The sequence below is a fragment of the Rhodosalinus sp. K401 genome (assembly GCF_041365735.1).
Lineage (GTDB): Bacteria > Pseudomonadota > Alphaproteobacteria > Rhodobacterales > Rhodobacteraceae > Rhodosalinus.
Genome location: NZ_JBGFSI010000006.1, coordinates 48,083 through 62,121 on the forward strand (window position 1 = coordinate 48,083; position 14,039 = coordinate 62,121).

Sequence of the window (14,039 nt, forward strand, 5' to 3'; positions counted from 1 at the left end):
GAAACGTTTTGTTTCCGGCAATCATATGGCGATTCCGTGGCGACCTCGCGGTCAACGCGATAAACGACTGATGTGGGGATGCATGGCGGCGCGGCGCCCCGGGAAGAGGTGCGAGGCTCTTCGCTTCGCCTGCAAGGGTGGGCTTTATGCGCGGTCTTCAGTCGCTGGACGAGTTCGTTGCGATGATGCGCCGCCGCGCCTGGGCGATGATCATCGTGGCGGCGCTCGGCTGCACGGCCTCCCTCTGGTACGCGCTGCAGCAACCGCGCGTTTACGAGGCCTCGGCAACGGTGCAGATCCGCAGCGCCATGGCGGACGGGCTTTCCGGGCCCATGATCGGCGACGAATACCGCGTGGCCCGGCAGATCGCGCTCATAGAGCGCCGCATGCTGGCTCGCGATACCATCGCCTCGCTCGTCGAGCGATACAGGCTTTACGAGGATCTTCCCGACCTCGACAGGCTGGACAGGATCGCGCGCCTGCGCCGCGCGATAAGTCTGGAAGATCTTCCGAGTGACCGGCTCGGGTGGATGCAGGGGGGCAGCCCGCCGTCCGGCCTGATCCTCCGGGTAGGCCTCGAGGATCCCGAAATGGCCGCGATCGTGGCGAACGATCTCATGGGGCTGGTTCTCGCGCAGAGCAACGAGGGCCTTGTCGAGCGCACACGCATGACGCGCGCCTTCCTCGAGGACGAGGAGCGGCGCCTGGTCCGGGAGATCGACGCGCTCGAGGGCCGCATCGCGGAGTTCAAGCGCCGGAATACCGACGCGCTGCCCGACAACTTGCCCGTCTTGCGCGCCCATCTGAGCGCGCTGCGCGAGACCGGGCTGGAGATCGAAGGCCAGATCATCGCCCTTCAGGCCACCCCCGGCCGCGCGGACATCGAGGCGACCGAGGACCGGATCGAGCGCCTCGAGACCCGTCAGGCGCGGATCGCGGAACGGATCGAGCGGATCGAGGAAAGCCTTGCCGCGGCCCCCGAGGTCGAGCGGCAATTCGGTGCGCTGTCGCGGGCGCTGCTTCAGCTGGAGGAACGCTTCGAGGCGGTCACGCGCCACCTTGCCGACGCCGAGTTGCGGCAGGGGCTTGCCGACCGGCAGGCGGCCGCGACCTTCGAGATCCTCGAAACGGCAATGCCGCCCGCGTCGCCCGATCTGGCGAGCCGTCGCAACATTGCCGTGGTGGGCACCGCGGCCAGTCTTGCCGCCGCGGTGCTGCTGGCCCTCTTTCTCGAACTTCTGGATCCGACCATCCGCTCTCCGGCCGAGCTGGAGCGCCGGCTGGGGGTCCGGCCGATCGTCTCTGTTCCGACCATCCGCGGCCCCTCGGGCGGAGGACGGCGCAGGCTGACCGTCGTGGCCGCTTAGATCGTGCCAAGCCCGGGGATGCCGGCGATCGCGCGGATCGCGGCGCAGTATCCTCCCGCCGTTCCGCCCCTTGCGTGGATCCTGCCATGGCCGCCCTGGCTCAGACCGGGCGCCCGCCGGTGCCTGGGTCTTCAGTCGCAGTGCCGCGAAAGCGTCGCGCCCTCGGCCCTGTTCAGAACGACACCCAGAAGCGGCTTGTCGTGCGCCAGCCGGCGCGAGACCTCCTCGATCTCCTCGGCACGCGTGACGCCGCCGCCCGCGACCAGCAGCACGCCATCGAAATGGCGCTGGAACGCGAGCAGATCGTCGTGACAAAGCGCCGGCGGCAGATCGAAGAGCACCACATCGGGGCGCAACGCCTCCTGCATCGCCGCGAGCGCCGCGTCCGTGCCCGGCGCGAAGAGAAGTTCGGCGGGATCGCTCTCGACATGCTCGTTCAGGGCAAGGGCGAGGGTCCGACCGACGCCGAGATCGTTTTCCCCGAAACGCCGGAAGTGGTCTTTCACCGTCGCCCGGCCGGACAGGAAGCGCCGCAGGATGCCGGGATCCGCGACGCCGAGCAGCTTCGCCAGTCCCGGGTCGCGCAGATCAAGGTCCATCAGGACGGTGCGCACCCGTTCCGCCCGCGACAGGCTGATCGCCAGGTTGGCGGCGAGGAAACTCTTGCCGCATTCCCGGGTGGGGGAGGTGATCGCCACCCGGCTCCAGCCATTTTCCTTCAGGGTGCTCAAGAGCCGCGAGCGCAGCACGTCGAAGGTGCCGTGCGCCGGGTCCTCGCGCGTCGCGGCGATGATCCGATGACGCTCTAGGTTAGGCGTGTTCAGGGGCACGCAGGGCAGGTTGCCCCAGGCATCGTCGACCGCGTTCGGCGGAAGGACCGCAGGGATGCGGGGCGCGGCCCGTTGTTGCACCGGCTCGGGCCGCTGCGGGGGCGGTCCTGCCGCGGCCTGCGGCCGCGATGCGCCGGGGCCCGGGGCGGTGGGTCGGGGCGCCGCCTCGCCACGCCGCATCCCGCGCCGGGGCACGCCGCGACTCGACTCTTTCGAGAGCGCATCGAAACCGGGCCGGCTCATCGGCAGCCTCCTGTCATGCCCGCACGGCCCGGCACCGTCTTCAAGATCGGATCGAGCTTCACCATGTCCCTGCCTGACGTCATCGGCCCATCAGTGCTGCCAAGGGCGTGCGGACCGGGGGCGCGCAGCCGGGCCCGGCCGTTTCACCGCCCGGTTCCGCGCAGAACCACGCGCACGGTCCGAAGCAGAACCCGCAGATCGGTTCCGAACGACAGGTCGCGGAAATACTGGGTGTCGTGCAGCGCCCGCTCGGCGAAGCCCGAGTCGTTGCGCACCGTGATCTGCCAGTAGCCGGTAATCCCGGGGCGCATCGCGTAATAGGCAAGACCCGGATAAAGGTCGCGCTGATGCGCCATCATCGGGCGCGGGCCGACCAGCGACATGTCGCCCACGAGCACGTTCCAGAGTTGCGGCAGCTCGTCGAGCGAGGATTTCCGGATGACATGACCCAGGCGCGTGACGCGTGGGNACGTTCCGGAGTTGCGGCAGCTCGTCGAGCGAGGATTTCCGGATGACATGACCCAGGCGCGTGACGCGTGGGTCGTCCCTCAGCTTCTGCGACCATTCCCATTCCGCCCGCGCCTCGGGATCGGCGGCCAGATGCGCCTCGAGCATCCGGTCGGCGTCGGGCACCATGCTGCGCAACTTCCACATGCTGAAAATGCGCCCGTTTCGCCCGATGCGGGGTTGCCGGTAAAGCGGCGAATGCCCGTCGAGCGACAGCAGGATCATGAGCGGAAGCAGAAGCATCAGGGCCGGAAGCGCCATCAGAAGCACGCCGAGCACGTCGAGCACGCGCTTGCCGCCATGGCGATAGAGGCCGCGGTCCGATCGATCGAGAAGCGACGTCTCGAACACCCTTTCCCGGGCGTGCTGCTCGGGCGGTGCAGTCTTTTCAAGCCGGACCATCAACATGGCGACGTCATACCCTTTACCGCTACCGGCCATCGTGCTTCAGCGCGGAAATCCCGCCACTGGAAAAACGCACCGTCGATCCACATGGAACACTGGTTTCGCCCTTTGGCCCCTTGGCCCGGCGCGACGACCCCAATTCGGGGGGCGTGTCCCGCGCGGGTGAGAATACAGCCATTTTTTCTTTCGTTTGAATAGAATGCGGCTCTCCTCTCGTCCGGTCAAGGGCGTCGCGGCGGTTTGCAACCGGTGCGCGCGGCGGAGATTTCCGCCAACCCGACCGGACGCGAGAAGAGGCGTTGCCGGCGCCTTGGCTCGCCTGGGAAACAGAAGTCTTGCAGAAGCTGTGGCGTGCGTTCGGGGGAAACAATCCAACTGCGACCCCGCGCCTTGGCCCGGTTTCGACGCGGGATTTCGCCCGTGTTTGCGGGAAAGGGCAGGACGCCTCGTGCCGCGGCGCGTCCTGCGGCGTGATGGGCGCTTTCGGCGGCGGCATGCCTGCCACCTGTTCCCGGCGCAGGGGCGCGATCGGGGTTTGTGACGAATTTCGCCCATAGGTTGCAATTTCGCGGGGCGCGGCGCCTGCGCGCGGGCGAAAATCCCCCAACAACCGGCGCCGGCGGCGAATCGGCCCGGCCGCGTGGAGTTGCAAGAGCGCGGGCGAAGGCCTATCCCCTTCGTCGGAACACGGATGACGGAGCGGCGCGTGGCGAACCACCTTTACAAGGGCGATCTTCCGGACGGGCTGGATCTCGGCCCGGTGGTGGCAATCGATTGCGAGGCCATGGGCCTCAAGCCGCACCGCGACCGGCTTTGCGTCGTGCAGCTTTCCGCAGGCGACGGCGCGGCGCATCTCGTCCAGATCGCCCGCGGCCAGAGCGGGGCGCCCAACCTCGAACGGCTGCTCGCGGACGCGGGCACCCTGAAGCTCTTTCACTTCGGCCGGTTCGACATCGCGCTGCTTCTGCACAGCTTCGGCGTGCTGACCGCGCCGGTCTACTGCACCAAGATCGCCAGCAAGCTGGCGCGCACCTACACCGACCGGCACGGGCTGAAGGCGCTGCTGCAGGAAACGCTCGGCATCGACATTTCCAAGCAGCAGCAATCGAGCGACTGGGGCGCGGAGGCGCTGTCCGACGCGCAGCTCGACTATGCCGCCTCGGACGTGCTGCACCTTCACCGGCTGCGCGAGGCGCTCGACGCGATGCTGCAGCGCGAGGGGCGGGCAGAGCTCGCGCAGGCATGCTTCGATTTCCTGCCGACGCGCGCCCGCCTCGACCTCGAGGGCTGGCCCGACGAGGACGTGTTCGCGCATTGACCCGGGGCCGGGATCTCCGGGGCCGCGGCGCCGCGGCGCGCTGAGATGGCGCTGGGCGACCGGGCCCATTCGCGACTCGTCGCGTGGCTCAAGATCCTGTTGCCGCTCGCCGCGCTGGCGCTGCTTTCCACGCTCTTCATGCTGGCGCGACCCCCGACGCAGCCCGGCCAGGCGCCTTTCGGGCAGGATGGTTTGCGCTCCGGCACCGCCGAGGAGGTGGTCAGGCAACCCGTCTATACCGGCAGGACGGCCGAGGGCGCGGCGCTGAGCGTGCGCGCGGCAGAGGTGCGGCCGGGCGGGGTGGACGGGCCGGTCACCGCCACGACCGTGGCGGCGGAGTTGCAGACCTCCGGCGGCGGATGGCTCCGGCTCGAGGCCGGCCGCGCCGAATGGACCGAGGAGAATGGCGCGCTCGTCTTCGGCGGCGGGGTGGAGATGGAAAGCTCCGCGGGCTACGCGCTCACCACCGCGCGCATGGTGGTGACGCTGGACCGGTATGCCGCGGATACCGGAGGAGCGGTCGAGGGACGGGCGCCCGCGGGCACGATCCGCGCCGACCGGCTGCAGGTGCAGGCCGCCGAAATTCCGGGGCAGGCCCGATTGCTTTTCACCGGCCGGGTAAAGCTGGTATACGAACCTCAGGGGTAAGGAGCGGGCTGGCTTCCGTGCGGAAAATCCACATCATCGCGGTGGCGATCTGGTTGGCGGGTGCGCCGGCCTTCGGCCAGTCGGTCGCGTTCGGCGATGCGGCACAGGACACCGACGCCCCGGTCGAAGTGACCGCCGACGCGCTATCCGTCACCGAGCAGGAGGGCACCGCGCTCTTCACCGGCAACGTGGTCATCGCGCAGGGCGACTTCCGCCTCGCCGCGCCGCGCGTGCTGATCACCTACGATCAGGACGGCGACCGCATCGCGCGGATGGAGGCCACGGGCGGCGTGACGCTCGTGAGCGGCACGGACGCCGCCGAGGCCGAGCGCGCCGACTACGACCCCGACGCCGGGACCATCGTGATGACGGGCAAGGTGCTTCTGACGCAGGGCAGCAACGCGATCAGCGCGGAACGGATGTCGGTCGACCTCGATGGCGGAACCGCCGAGATGTCGGGCCGGGTGCGGACCCTCATCCAGCCGGAGGCGGAGTGATGGAGGGCCCGCAGTTCGCCGTCACGGAGGGAGACTCGGGCCTTCGTGTCCGCCACCTGCGCAAGAGCTATCGCAAGCGTGTCGTCATCCGCGACGTGAACATGGAGCTGCACCGCGGAGAGGTGGTCGGCTTGCTCGGGCCGAACGGCTCCGGCAAGACGACCTGTTTCTACGCCGTCGCCGGGCTGATCTATCCCGAGGGCGGGCAGGTCCTCGTGGATGGCGTCGACGTCACGTCCCTGCCGATGTATCGCCGCGCGCGGCTCGGGATCGGCTACCTGCCGCAGGAGATGTCGATCTTCCGCGGGCTCAGCGTCGAGGACAACATCGCGGCGATCCTCGACATCTCCGAGCGTGACCGGCACCGCCGGCGCGAGCGCCTGGAAGAGCTGCTGTCGGAATTCTCCATCGAGCATCTGCGCCGCGCGCCCGCGCTGGCGCTTTCGGGCGGCGAGAGGCGGCGGGTCGAGATCGCGCGCTGCCTGGCCGCCAACCCGAAATACCTGCTTCTGGACGAGCCTTTCGCGGGGGTGGATCCGATCTCGGTCAACGACATCCGCCACCTCGTCGCGGATCTCCGGACGCGGGGAATCGGCGTGCTCATCACCGATCACAATGTCCGCGAGACTCTGGAGATCGTGGATCGCGCCTACATCCTGCACGACGGCACGATGCTGATGTCCGGCTCGCCCGCGGAGGTTGTGCGCAACGAAAACGTGCGCCGGGTCTATCTCGGAGAGAACTTCCGGATCTCGTGACCCGCGCGCTAGCGATTGACAGGGCGCCGTGGTCTCCTCTCAAATACGAACGTGACGGTTCTGCGACACGACCCGCCCTGCGTCGCGGCATGTACCGCGGCGGCCTGAGCGGGCGTTCCCGCGGACGGCATCTAGCGTCCCCGGCCAGCGCGACCCAACCGGCGCGACCGGCCCGGACGGCACGAAAGGAGACGGGATGCGATATCAGATCAGTGGCAAGCAGATCGACATCGGCGAGGCGCTTCAGGAACATGTGAAGCAGGAACTGGGCGCGGCGATCGGCAAGTATGCCGAGCGTCCCACCGATGCCCAGATCATCTTTTCCCGCGACGCGCACGAATTCGTCTGCGAGGCCGCGGTGCATCTCTCGACCGGGCTGACCGCCAACGCCAAGGCCGCCGCGACAGAGATATATGCCGCCTTCGACGCCTGCTGTGCGAAGATGGAAAAGCAGCTGCGCCGCTACAAGCGCAGGTTGAAGGACCATCACCGCGCCCGCGCCGAACCTGTTGAACTGATCGGAGCCTCCTCGTATATCCTCGCATCGAAAGAAGAGAGCGACGAATCGGATTCCGAAAGCCTTCAGCCCGTGATCGTCGCGGAGATGCAGACCAAGATCCCCTTGCTGAGCGTCGGCGAGGCCGTAATGCAGATGGAACTGGCCGGCGCACCCGTGCTGGTGTTCCGAAACGAAAAAAGGAACGGGGTAAACGTCGTCTACAGGCGTGACGACGGAAACATCGGCTGGATCGAACCGCAGGACCCCGGCTGAGGGGGTCGGCCCGGCACGTCTCCCGCCCGTCCCCGAGAGCAGGCAAGAGATGGACCTTCTGGAACTGATCAAGCCCCAGGCCGTGCGCGTCGTGACGTCGGCCACCTCGAAGAAGCGGCTCATTCATGAACTCGCCGACCTCGCGGAAGCGGTCTACGGCATCGATGGCGAGAGCGCCGTCGCCGCCCTGCAGGAGCGCGAGACGCTTGGCCCGACCGGCGTGGGCGGAGGCGTGGCGCTGCCGCATTGCCGTCTGCCCGGGATCGAAACCATGGCCGGCGTCTTCATCCTGCTCGAGCGCCCGGTGGATTTCGACGCGGTCGACCGTCAACCGGTCGACCTCGCGCTCGGCCTCTTCGCGCCGGAGGATGCCGGGGTGGAGCATCTGAAGGCCCTGGCGCGGGTGTCGCGCACGCTGCGGCAGAGCTCCGTCTGCGCCAAGCTGCGCGCCAACCCCGACCCGGCGAAGCTTCACGCGATCCTTACCGAGGCCCAGCGCGAACAGGCCGCGTGACGGCGGCAGGCCGCCAGTCCGCGAAACCGAACTGCCGGAAATCCCGGGCGTAGACCTGTCGCGCCTTCGCATCCAGACCGGTATCGTGGATGTCGCGGAGCGTGAAGGGCGTGTCGCCCGGCGCGCCGTCCGGCGCCGACGCGACCTCGCGCCCCGCCGCCGCGGCGAGCGCGGGCAGCCACGCGGCCATCTCCTCCTCCCGGACGACAAGGTCCGGCAGCGCGAAGGCCGACATGTCGTGCAGAAGTTGCGCCTGGCTCGTCCAGTGCGGATCCGTGCGCAGGTTCGTGAGCCCGGCCAGGTTGTCCTTCACGAAATCCAGAAAGCCCTCGAACGCCGCGCGGTGCGCGGCGGCGTCGTAGCGCGGATCCGGCAGCGCCTCGGGCAGGGGCAGGCCGCGCTGGCGCAGCAGGTGCCGGCGGATGCGCCGGAACGCCCCTTCCCCGGTGGACAGGATGCGCGCGCAGAAGACCGCGTGCGCGCGGGCCAGCGGGTGGCGCAGCACGGTGAAACGCCGGTGCCCCGGATGCGCCCTCATCCACTGGCGCAGCTCCTTCTGGGTGAAATTCGCCTCCAGCGCTTCGGGCGGGGCGCCGTCGAGCGCGGCGAGCCACCGCGCGACCTCTGCCTCGGGCCCGCCCCGAAGCGGCATGTATAGAAGCGGCGTTTCCGGCGCGGCGACGAAGGAGGGCACGGCGGGGCCCCGGCGGGGTTCGAGGTTCGGCGTGCGCGACAGGTGGAAACGGTCGATCCGCGCAAGCTCTTTCTCCAGCGCGGCGGGATCGGCGACCTTGGCCTCTAGCGGCGCCGGGTTCTGCCGCTTCAGCGTGTCGTCGAGCGCCTCCAGCCGCGCCTCGGAGCCGAGCCAGGCGGCAAGGCCGTTCACGACGTCGAGCCGTTTCAGATCCTCGTAGTCGAGCCAGAAGGCGGACTGGCCCGTGACCTGCAGCGCGTGCAGGATCCGCAGCTGGAAGTCCTGCAGTCCCGAGACGTGCCGCTCGAACTCCGCCCCGTCGAACGCGGCGCGCGCCGCCTTGCGGCGGGACATGTCGGTCAGTTTCCATTGCCCCGTCTGCCGCGCGATCTTCCACGAGACATAGCTTTCGAGCGGATTGCGGTTCAGCACGATCTTCGCGCAGCGGGGATCGGCAAGAAGATCGTCCAGGATGCGCGGGTCATGGTCGTGGAAGTAGCGGAACCCGTCCAGCGTGTCGGGCGCGGCGCGCAGCGCGGCGAGTAGCGCGCCGGGATCCGCATCGCGCGCGGTTCTGTCGATGCCCAGGATTTGGTCCCGCTTCGGGTAACCGATGAAGTGCGGGTTGAACGCCTCGCCATGACAGCGGATGCCGGGCAGCGCGTTGAGGTTCGCCTCGAGGAAGTTCGAGCCGGTGCGCATGTCGGCGAAAACGACGAAGAGGTCGAACCGCGCCATCGGCTACTTCACGACATAGGGGCGGGGGGTGCAGGACGTGGCCTCGCCCGGGTCGGGCACGACCGGGAAATTGCCCATCAGGTAGGGGTGCATCCCTTCGTTCTTGAGGTCCTGCAGGAATTGCCCGAATCCGGTGAGATCGGTCATCCGCGGCATCTCCGCGAGGCGTTGCATGCCCCGCGGCGCGATCTCCTCGAGGATGGTCTGAAGCGGCTGAACGGGCCCTTCGATGAACTCCGCCAGCGTCCAGATCCGCACCCGCGCCTTCACCCAGGGAGACCGGAGCACCTTGAGATGCAGGGCTTCGACATGCTGCAGCTGCGCCGCCTCGCGGCGGTGCGAGGTGAAGCCGCGGTTCGCACGGAAAAGCGGGATCGCCCAGGCGCCGGTGATGACCGAGATCTGCGCGTTCGTGTCCTTGGCGATGTCCCAGTTGATCGCCTGGTTGTCGCGCGGTCCGAACTGGAAGCACTGCCGCTGGCCGCGCGTGTTCCAGACCAGGCTGGTGAGGAATGCCTTGGGATTGGCGTCGCGGATCGCCGCGCTGTCCGACAGTCCGCCCGCGATGACGTCCTGGCCGTCCGCGAATTCCGCGCGGTCTGGCGCGAAGAGATGGCCATGCACCGTTGCGCCCGTCATCCGGCAAAGCCAGGGCGCGAAATCCTCGAAGAGTTCGGCGAAGCCCTGGAACATGGAATATGGCCCGGCGGTGGGGCTTGTCTCGAACCCCTCGCGGGGAAACCGGCCTTGCATGCAGAGCCCCGGCCGGCCGCGGGTCCGCCGCTCCACCGCGCGGGCGAAGACGCGGTCGATCTTGGACGGGTTGGGTTCCGCGCGTGTCATGCCCTGGCCCGCGTGGCCGAGGAACGTCTCGTAAAGACGGTCGGCGCGCGGCCAGATCTTTCTTGCCACGAAGCAGTCGGAGCGGCGCAGAAGCTCCAGGTGGTCGTCGTAGAAGATGTGCGGCTTGCCCTTGAAGTCGAATTTCGAAAGCGTGAGCGACCGGCTTTCGACCTCGTGCGAGTGGCGCCGCGCGAGGGTCTGGAAATAGCTTTCATCCGGGATCCAGACGCGGCGGAAGTAGTGGTCGTACAAGGCCCGGTTCGGGTCGCCGAGGATCTTGGCCAGCGTGTCCCGGGTCAGGCACCACCACTGGCTGCCGAGATGGGGGACGATCCCCTCGGGAAGGCGGCGCTTGCGGCCGATCCGGCGCTGAAGCGACACGTAGCCGTCGAAGAGAGGGCGCTGGCTTTTCCACGCGAAGGGAAACGAGAGGGTGAAACGTTCTTCGTGCAGGCCGCCCACCGTCCAGGGCACCTCGGCGGTGGTCGCGCTTTCGATGAAGTCCGTGCGCGGCCGCGCGGCAAGGTAGTCCGAAAGCTCGCTCACGGGCCGCAGCGGCAGGCATGCGCCCGAGGCGAGGTAGACGTGGCGGACGTCGGGAAACGCCGTCAGCATGAGCTCCGCGGCGGACTGGGTCGCCGCCACGATCCCCCATGTGCCCCATTCGCAGCGGAAGCGGCGGGAGAAGCGCACGTCTGGCAGGTCCGAGAGCGCCGCGCGAAGGCGGTCGTAGCCTTGGGGCGGCACCGCGCGGTCGACGTGGATCACGAGCGGGCAGCCCGCGCGCGCCCAGTGGCGGGCGACCTGGACGGCCCGGCCGAGCGCGGTATGCACCAGCATGATGACGCCGACCCCGTTCATGCCCAGTTGCCCTTGGACATCAGGCCGAGGATCTCCAGCTGGCGCCAGTTCAGGTATCGCTCGGACCACTGGCACCAGAGCCCGGGGTCGTCCTCGGCCAGCGCCGCGTAGGCGCGATACTCGCGCCCGCCGGCGTAGTGCTCGCCCCGGCCGAGCTCTTCCTCGGCCTTGGCGCCGAGCGTGTCGAGGAACTTTGCATGAAGAAGGACGCCGCACGGCTTCTCGCCGCCCCGGTCGTCGTAGACGAGGTTCAGCCCGCGCGGCAGCAGCATGTGGGTCGAACTGACATAGGCGTAGCGTCGGTGCCATTTCACCAGCGGGATCTTGTTGAGCGCCGGCGCCTTGCGTGGCGCGTCGGAGAAGAAGACGCGCTGGCGCGGTCCGCCCTGGATCCAAAGATTGCCCAGCCGGGGGTTCTTCTCGATCCGGTAGTTGCCCGCGTCGAACCAGGACGCGATCTCGAACGGGTTCTGCCCGGGCCGGTACGGCCGGGCGGAGAGCGGCCCCTTGGGATACATGTCGAGGATCATCGCGCCGAAGGACCGGATCGGCAGCGCGTCGAGCCAGTCGGTCAGCGCGGCGATGGGCCGCGTGTCGCAGAACGGGAAGACGAAGAATTCGTCCGCATCGACGGTCAGGCACCAGTGGCCGTGCCCGTAACGCGCGAGCAGCCCGTTCATCCAGTCGATGCCGAAGCGGGCGTGCTTGTAGCTTGCCCGCGTGTGCCAGAGCGAGACGTCGGGCTGCTGGGCGAGGTAGTCGCGCGACCCGTCGTCGCTGTCGTTGTCCACGAACAGGAAGTGGCCGACGCCGAGATCGCGATAATATTGCAGGAAATAGGGAAGGCGCACGCCCTCGTTACGCTGGGTGCAGAACAGCAGCACGTCGCCCGGCCGGATGCCGCCGGTGCGGTCGGCGACGGGCCGAAGCTGGCGGCGCTTCAGCATGGCGCGGGCGCGCCACCCCTTGCGCTGCAGGCGCAGCCGGTATGACCGCCAGAACCGCATTCAGCCTCTCTCTTTTTCCGCCCAGCGCCCCCGGGCGATCAAGCCCGCGTCTTCGAGTTGCCTCCACCCCTTATACTGCGCCGACGCCTTCGACCAAAGTACGGGGTTCCGCAGGATCGCGTCGTAATAGCCGTCATATCGTTCAACATGGGTAAAATGCTGCCGGCGGCGTTTTTCCTCGCGGGATTTCTCGATCACCACGTCGAGGAACTTGGTGTGCAAAAGCGCGCCGCGCGGCCGGTCGAGCCGCGCGTCGAACACGGCGTTGAGCCTGCGGGGCAGGGCGATATGCGTGGAACTGACATAGGCGTAGCCGCGCCGCCAGCGCACCAGCGGCATCTTGTGCAGGTGCGGCGCCCGCTCGGGCGCCTCGGCGAAGAACGCGCGCTTGCGCACGCCGCCCCGGATCGAGACGTTGCGGTATCGTGGCTGCCATTCCCAGGTGTAGTTCCACTGGTCGAACCAGCCGAGCGTCGTCGTCGGGTCGCTGCCGGGCGTGTAGGCCGCCGCGCCAAGGGGCCCTTTCGGGTAGAGGTCCAGCATCATGGCGCCCATGGCCGGGATATTCTCCCGGTCGAGCCACGCGGTCAGCTCGTCGAGCCCCCGCCGCTCCCACTCCGGGTAGATCAGGATCTCGTCGGCATCGACGGTCAGGCACCAGTGGCCGTGCCCGTGGCGGCGCAGCAGGAATGTCAGCCAGTCCATCCCGAAACGTGCGTCGCGATAGGCGCTTTCCGTGCGCCAGAGCGACACGTCGGGCGCCTTCGACAGCCTCTCTGCGGTGCCGTCGGTGCTGCCATTGTCCACGATAAGGAAATGATCCACCCCCAGCCGGCGGTAATGGTCGAGGAAATGGGGCAGGCGGACCGCCTCGTTTCGCATCGTGGAAAAGCACAGGATCGCGCCGCGCCGGATCGCGCCCGTCCGGTCCGCGACGGGGGTCAGCTCCGCGCGCTTCCGCCACGCGCGCAGAAGCAGGCGGCGGCGGCGCCAGCGCAGGCGGTAGGCGCGCCAGAGCTCTGGGGCGGCGGTGCGGACGGCGCCGGTCAGCTGGCGTATCCGCCGATGCGGTGCCAGCGCCAGGCGTCCTCTATCATCGTCTCCAGCGTGGACCGCGCGGGCCGCCAGCCGAGCTCGGCCTCCGCGCGGCCGGATCCGGAGACGAGCCGCGTGCAGTCCCCGGCGCGGCGCGGCCCCTCCGTCACCGGAACGTCCCGGCCCGTGACCGCGCGGGCGGCGTCGATCACCTGCCGCACCGAAAAGCCGTGCCCCGTGCCGAGGTTGAACACCCGGCTGTCCCGTCCCTCCGCCAGCCAGCGCAGCCCCGCCAGATGCGCCGACACGAGATCGCTGACGTGCACGTAGTCGCGGATGCAGGTGCCGTCGGGCGTGTCGTAATCCGTTCCGTGGATGGTGAGCGCCGGGCGCTGCCCGTCGATGGCCTGAAGGATCAGCGGGACGAGATGCGTCTCGGGACGGTGGAATTCCCCGATCTCGGCCTCCGGATCGGCGCCGGCCACGTTGAAGTAGCGGAAGACGACGCTGCGAAGACCGTGCGCGGCCCCGAACTGGGCGAGGATCTCCTCCACCGCGCGCTTCGAGGCGCCGTAGGCGTTGACCGGGCGCAGCGCGCTCTTCTCGTCGAGGGTGACGCCGTCCTGTTCGCCGTAGACCGCGCAGGTCGAGGAGAACACGACGTCGCGGCAGCCGGCCGCAACAGCCGCCTCGGCCAGGGTGAGCGAGCCCAGCACGTTGTTGCGCCAGTATTGGCCGGGATCACCCATCGCCTCGCCGACCTGGCTCAGCGCCGCGAAGTGCATCACCGCGGCGGGCCGATGACGCGCGAACACCGCGTCGAGCCGCGCGCGGTCGGTCAGGTCGCCGCGCTCGAACGGGCCGAACCGCGCGGCCTGTTCCCAGCCGGTGACGAGATTGTCGTAGGTCACGGGGATCTCTCCCGCCGCGGCGAGCGCCTTGCAGGCGTGGGAGCCGATATACCCCGCGCCGCCGGTGACCAGGATCCGCGCCATCGGGCGA

Annotated in this window: 14 protein-coding genes and 1 pseudogene; 7 read left to right on the forward strand and 8 right to left on the reverse strand. The window is 68.8% G+C overall.

The features are described 5' to 3' along the window. Positions 1 to 146: 146 nt before the first annotated feature. On the forward strand, positions 147 to 1,367 hold the full coding sequence (locus AB6A66_RS08675; protein ID WP_371055565.1) for a Wzz/FepE/Etk N-terminal domain-containing protein: 1,221 nt from the start codon (positions 147 to 149) through the stop codon (positions 1,365 to 1,367). Between the two features lie 131 nt (positions 1,368 to 1,498). Here the strand turns inward: AB6A66_RS08675 and AB6A66_RS08680 are convergent, their stop codons facing one another. From AB6A66_RS08680 to AB6A66_RS08690, 3 genes and pseudogenes are all read right to left on the reverse strand, one after another. Then, complete coding sequence (locus tag AB6A66_RS08680) at positions 1,499 to 2,440, reverse strand: exopolysaccharide biosynthesis protein (RefSeq protein ID WP_371055566.1); 942 nt, start codon at positions 2,438 to 2,440, stop codon at positions 1,499 to 1,501. Positions 2,441 to 2,583: 143 nt separating this feature from the next. After that, positions 2,584 to 2,958, reverse strand: a complete 375-nt coding sequence (locus AB6A66_RS08685; protein ID WP_371055567.1) for a sugar transferase — start codon at positions 2,956 to 2,958, stop codon at positions 2,584 to 2,586. 10 nt (positions 2,959 to 2,968) lie between these two features. Next, positions 2,969 to 3,388: pseudogene (locus tag AB6A66_RS08690) on the reverse strand (sugar transferase); the annotation flags it as partial. Positions 3,389 to 4,058: 670 nt separating this feature from the next. On the opposite strand from AB6A66_RS08690, the gene AB6A66_RS08695 reads away from it, so the two are divergent. The 6 genes from AB6A66_RS08695 to AB6A66_RS08720 all read left to right on the forward strand — a co-directional run bounded on the left by AB6A66_RS08695 (position 4,059) and on the right by AB6A66_RS08720 (position 7,859). After that, complete coding sequence (locus tag AB6A66_RS08695) at positions 4,059 to 4,670, forward strand: ribonuclease D (RefSeq protein ID WP_371055568.1); 612 nt, start codon at positions 4,059 to 4,061, stop codon at positions 4,668 to 4,670. 45 nt (positions 4,671 to 4,715) lie between these two features. After that, positions 4,716 to 5,318, forward strand: coding sequence for a hypothetical protein (locus tag AB6A66_RS08700; RefSeq protein ID WP_371055569.1), 603 nt, complete (start codon positions 4,716 to 4,718; stop codon positions 5,316 to 5,318). A 17-nt stretch (positions 5,319 to 5,335) separates the two neighbouring features. Next, positions 5,336 to 5,815 (forward strand): lipopolysaccharide transport periplasmic protein LptA, encoded by a 480-nt coding sequence (gene lptA / locus AB6A66_RS08705; RefSeq protein ID WP_371055570.1) that lies wholly within the window; start codon positions 5,336 to 5,338, stop codon positions 5,813 to 5,815. Further along, positions 5,815 to 6,573: an LPS export ABC transporter ATP-binding protein gene (lptB, locus tag AB6A66_RS08710; protein WP_371038736.1), complete on the forward strand. Its 759-nt coding sequence runs from the start codon at positions 5,815 to 5,817 to the stop codon at positions 6,571 to 6,573. Before lptA ends, lptB begins: the two co-directional genes overlap by 1 nt. A 196-nt stretch (positions 6,574 to 6,769) precedes the next feature. After that, positions 6,770 to 7,345 carry a ribosome hibernation-promoting factor, HPF/YfiA family gene (gene hpf, locus AB6A66_RS08715; protein WP_371055571.1) on the forward strand — a complete coding sequence of 192 codons (576 nt, stop codon included), beginning with the start codon at positions 6,770 to 6,772 and terminating at the stop codon, positions 7,343 to 7,345. A 49-nt stretch (positions 7,346 to 7,394) separates the two neighbouring features. Beyond that, complete coding sequence (locus AB6A66_RS08720; RefSeq protein ID WP_371038735.1) at positions 7,395 to 7,859, forward strand: PTS sugar transporter subunit IIA; 465 nt, start codon at positions 7,395 to 7,397, stop codon at positions 7,857 to 7,859. Here the strand turns inward: AB6A66_RS08720 and AB6A66_RS08725 are convergent. The 5 genes from AB6A66_RS08725 to galE form a co-directional block, all read right to left on the reverse strand. Beyond that, positions 7,828 to 9,291 carry a nodulation protein NodH gene (locus tag AB6A66_RS08725; RefSeq protein WP_371055572.1) on the reverse strand — a complete coding sequence of 488 codons (1,464 nt, stop codon included), beginning with the start codon at positions 9,289 to 9,291 and terminating at the stop codon, positions 7,828 to 7,830. The two genes, AB6A66_RS08720 and AB6A66_RS08725, sit on opposite strands and share 32 nt — an antisense overlap. A gap of 3 nt (positions 9,292 to 9,294) precedes the next feature. Next, the gene (locus AB6A66_RS08730; protein WP_371055573.1) at positions 9,295 to 10,995 is read right to left on the reverse strand and encodes a beta-1,6-N-acetylglucosaminyltransferase; all 1,701 of its coding nucleotides are present in this window, start codon (positions 10,993 to 10,995) and stop codon (positions 9,295 to 9,297) included. Beyond that, on the reverse strand, positions 10,992 to 12,002 hold the full coding sequence (locus AB6A66_RS08735) for a glycosyltransferase family 2 protein (RefSeq protein ID WP_371038732.1): 1,011 nt from the start codon (positions 12,000 to 12,002) through the stop codon (positions 10,992 to 10,994). The genes AB6A66_RS08730 and AB6A66_RS08735 overlap by 4 nt, the downstream gene beginning before the upstream one ends. Next, entirely contained in the window at positions 12,003 to 12,884 is an 882-nt protein-coding gene (locus tag AB6A66_RS08740; RefSeq protein WP_371055574.1) for a glycosyltransferase family 2 protein, read from the reverse strand. A gap of 164 nt (positions 12,885 to 13,048) precedes the next feature. After that, positions 13,049 to 14,032 (reverse strand): UDP-glucose 4-epimerase GalE, encoded by a 984-nt coding sequence (galE, locus tag AB6A66_RS08745; protein ID WP_371055575.1) that lies wholly within the window; start codon positions 14,030 to 14,032, stop codon positions 13,049 to 13,051. Between the last annotated feature and the right edge of the window lie 7 nt (positions 14,033 to 14,039).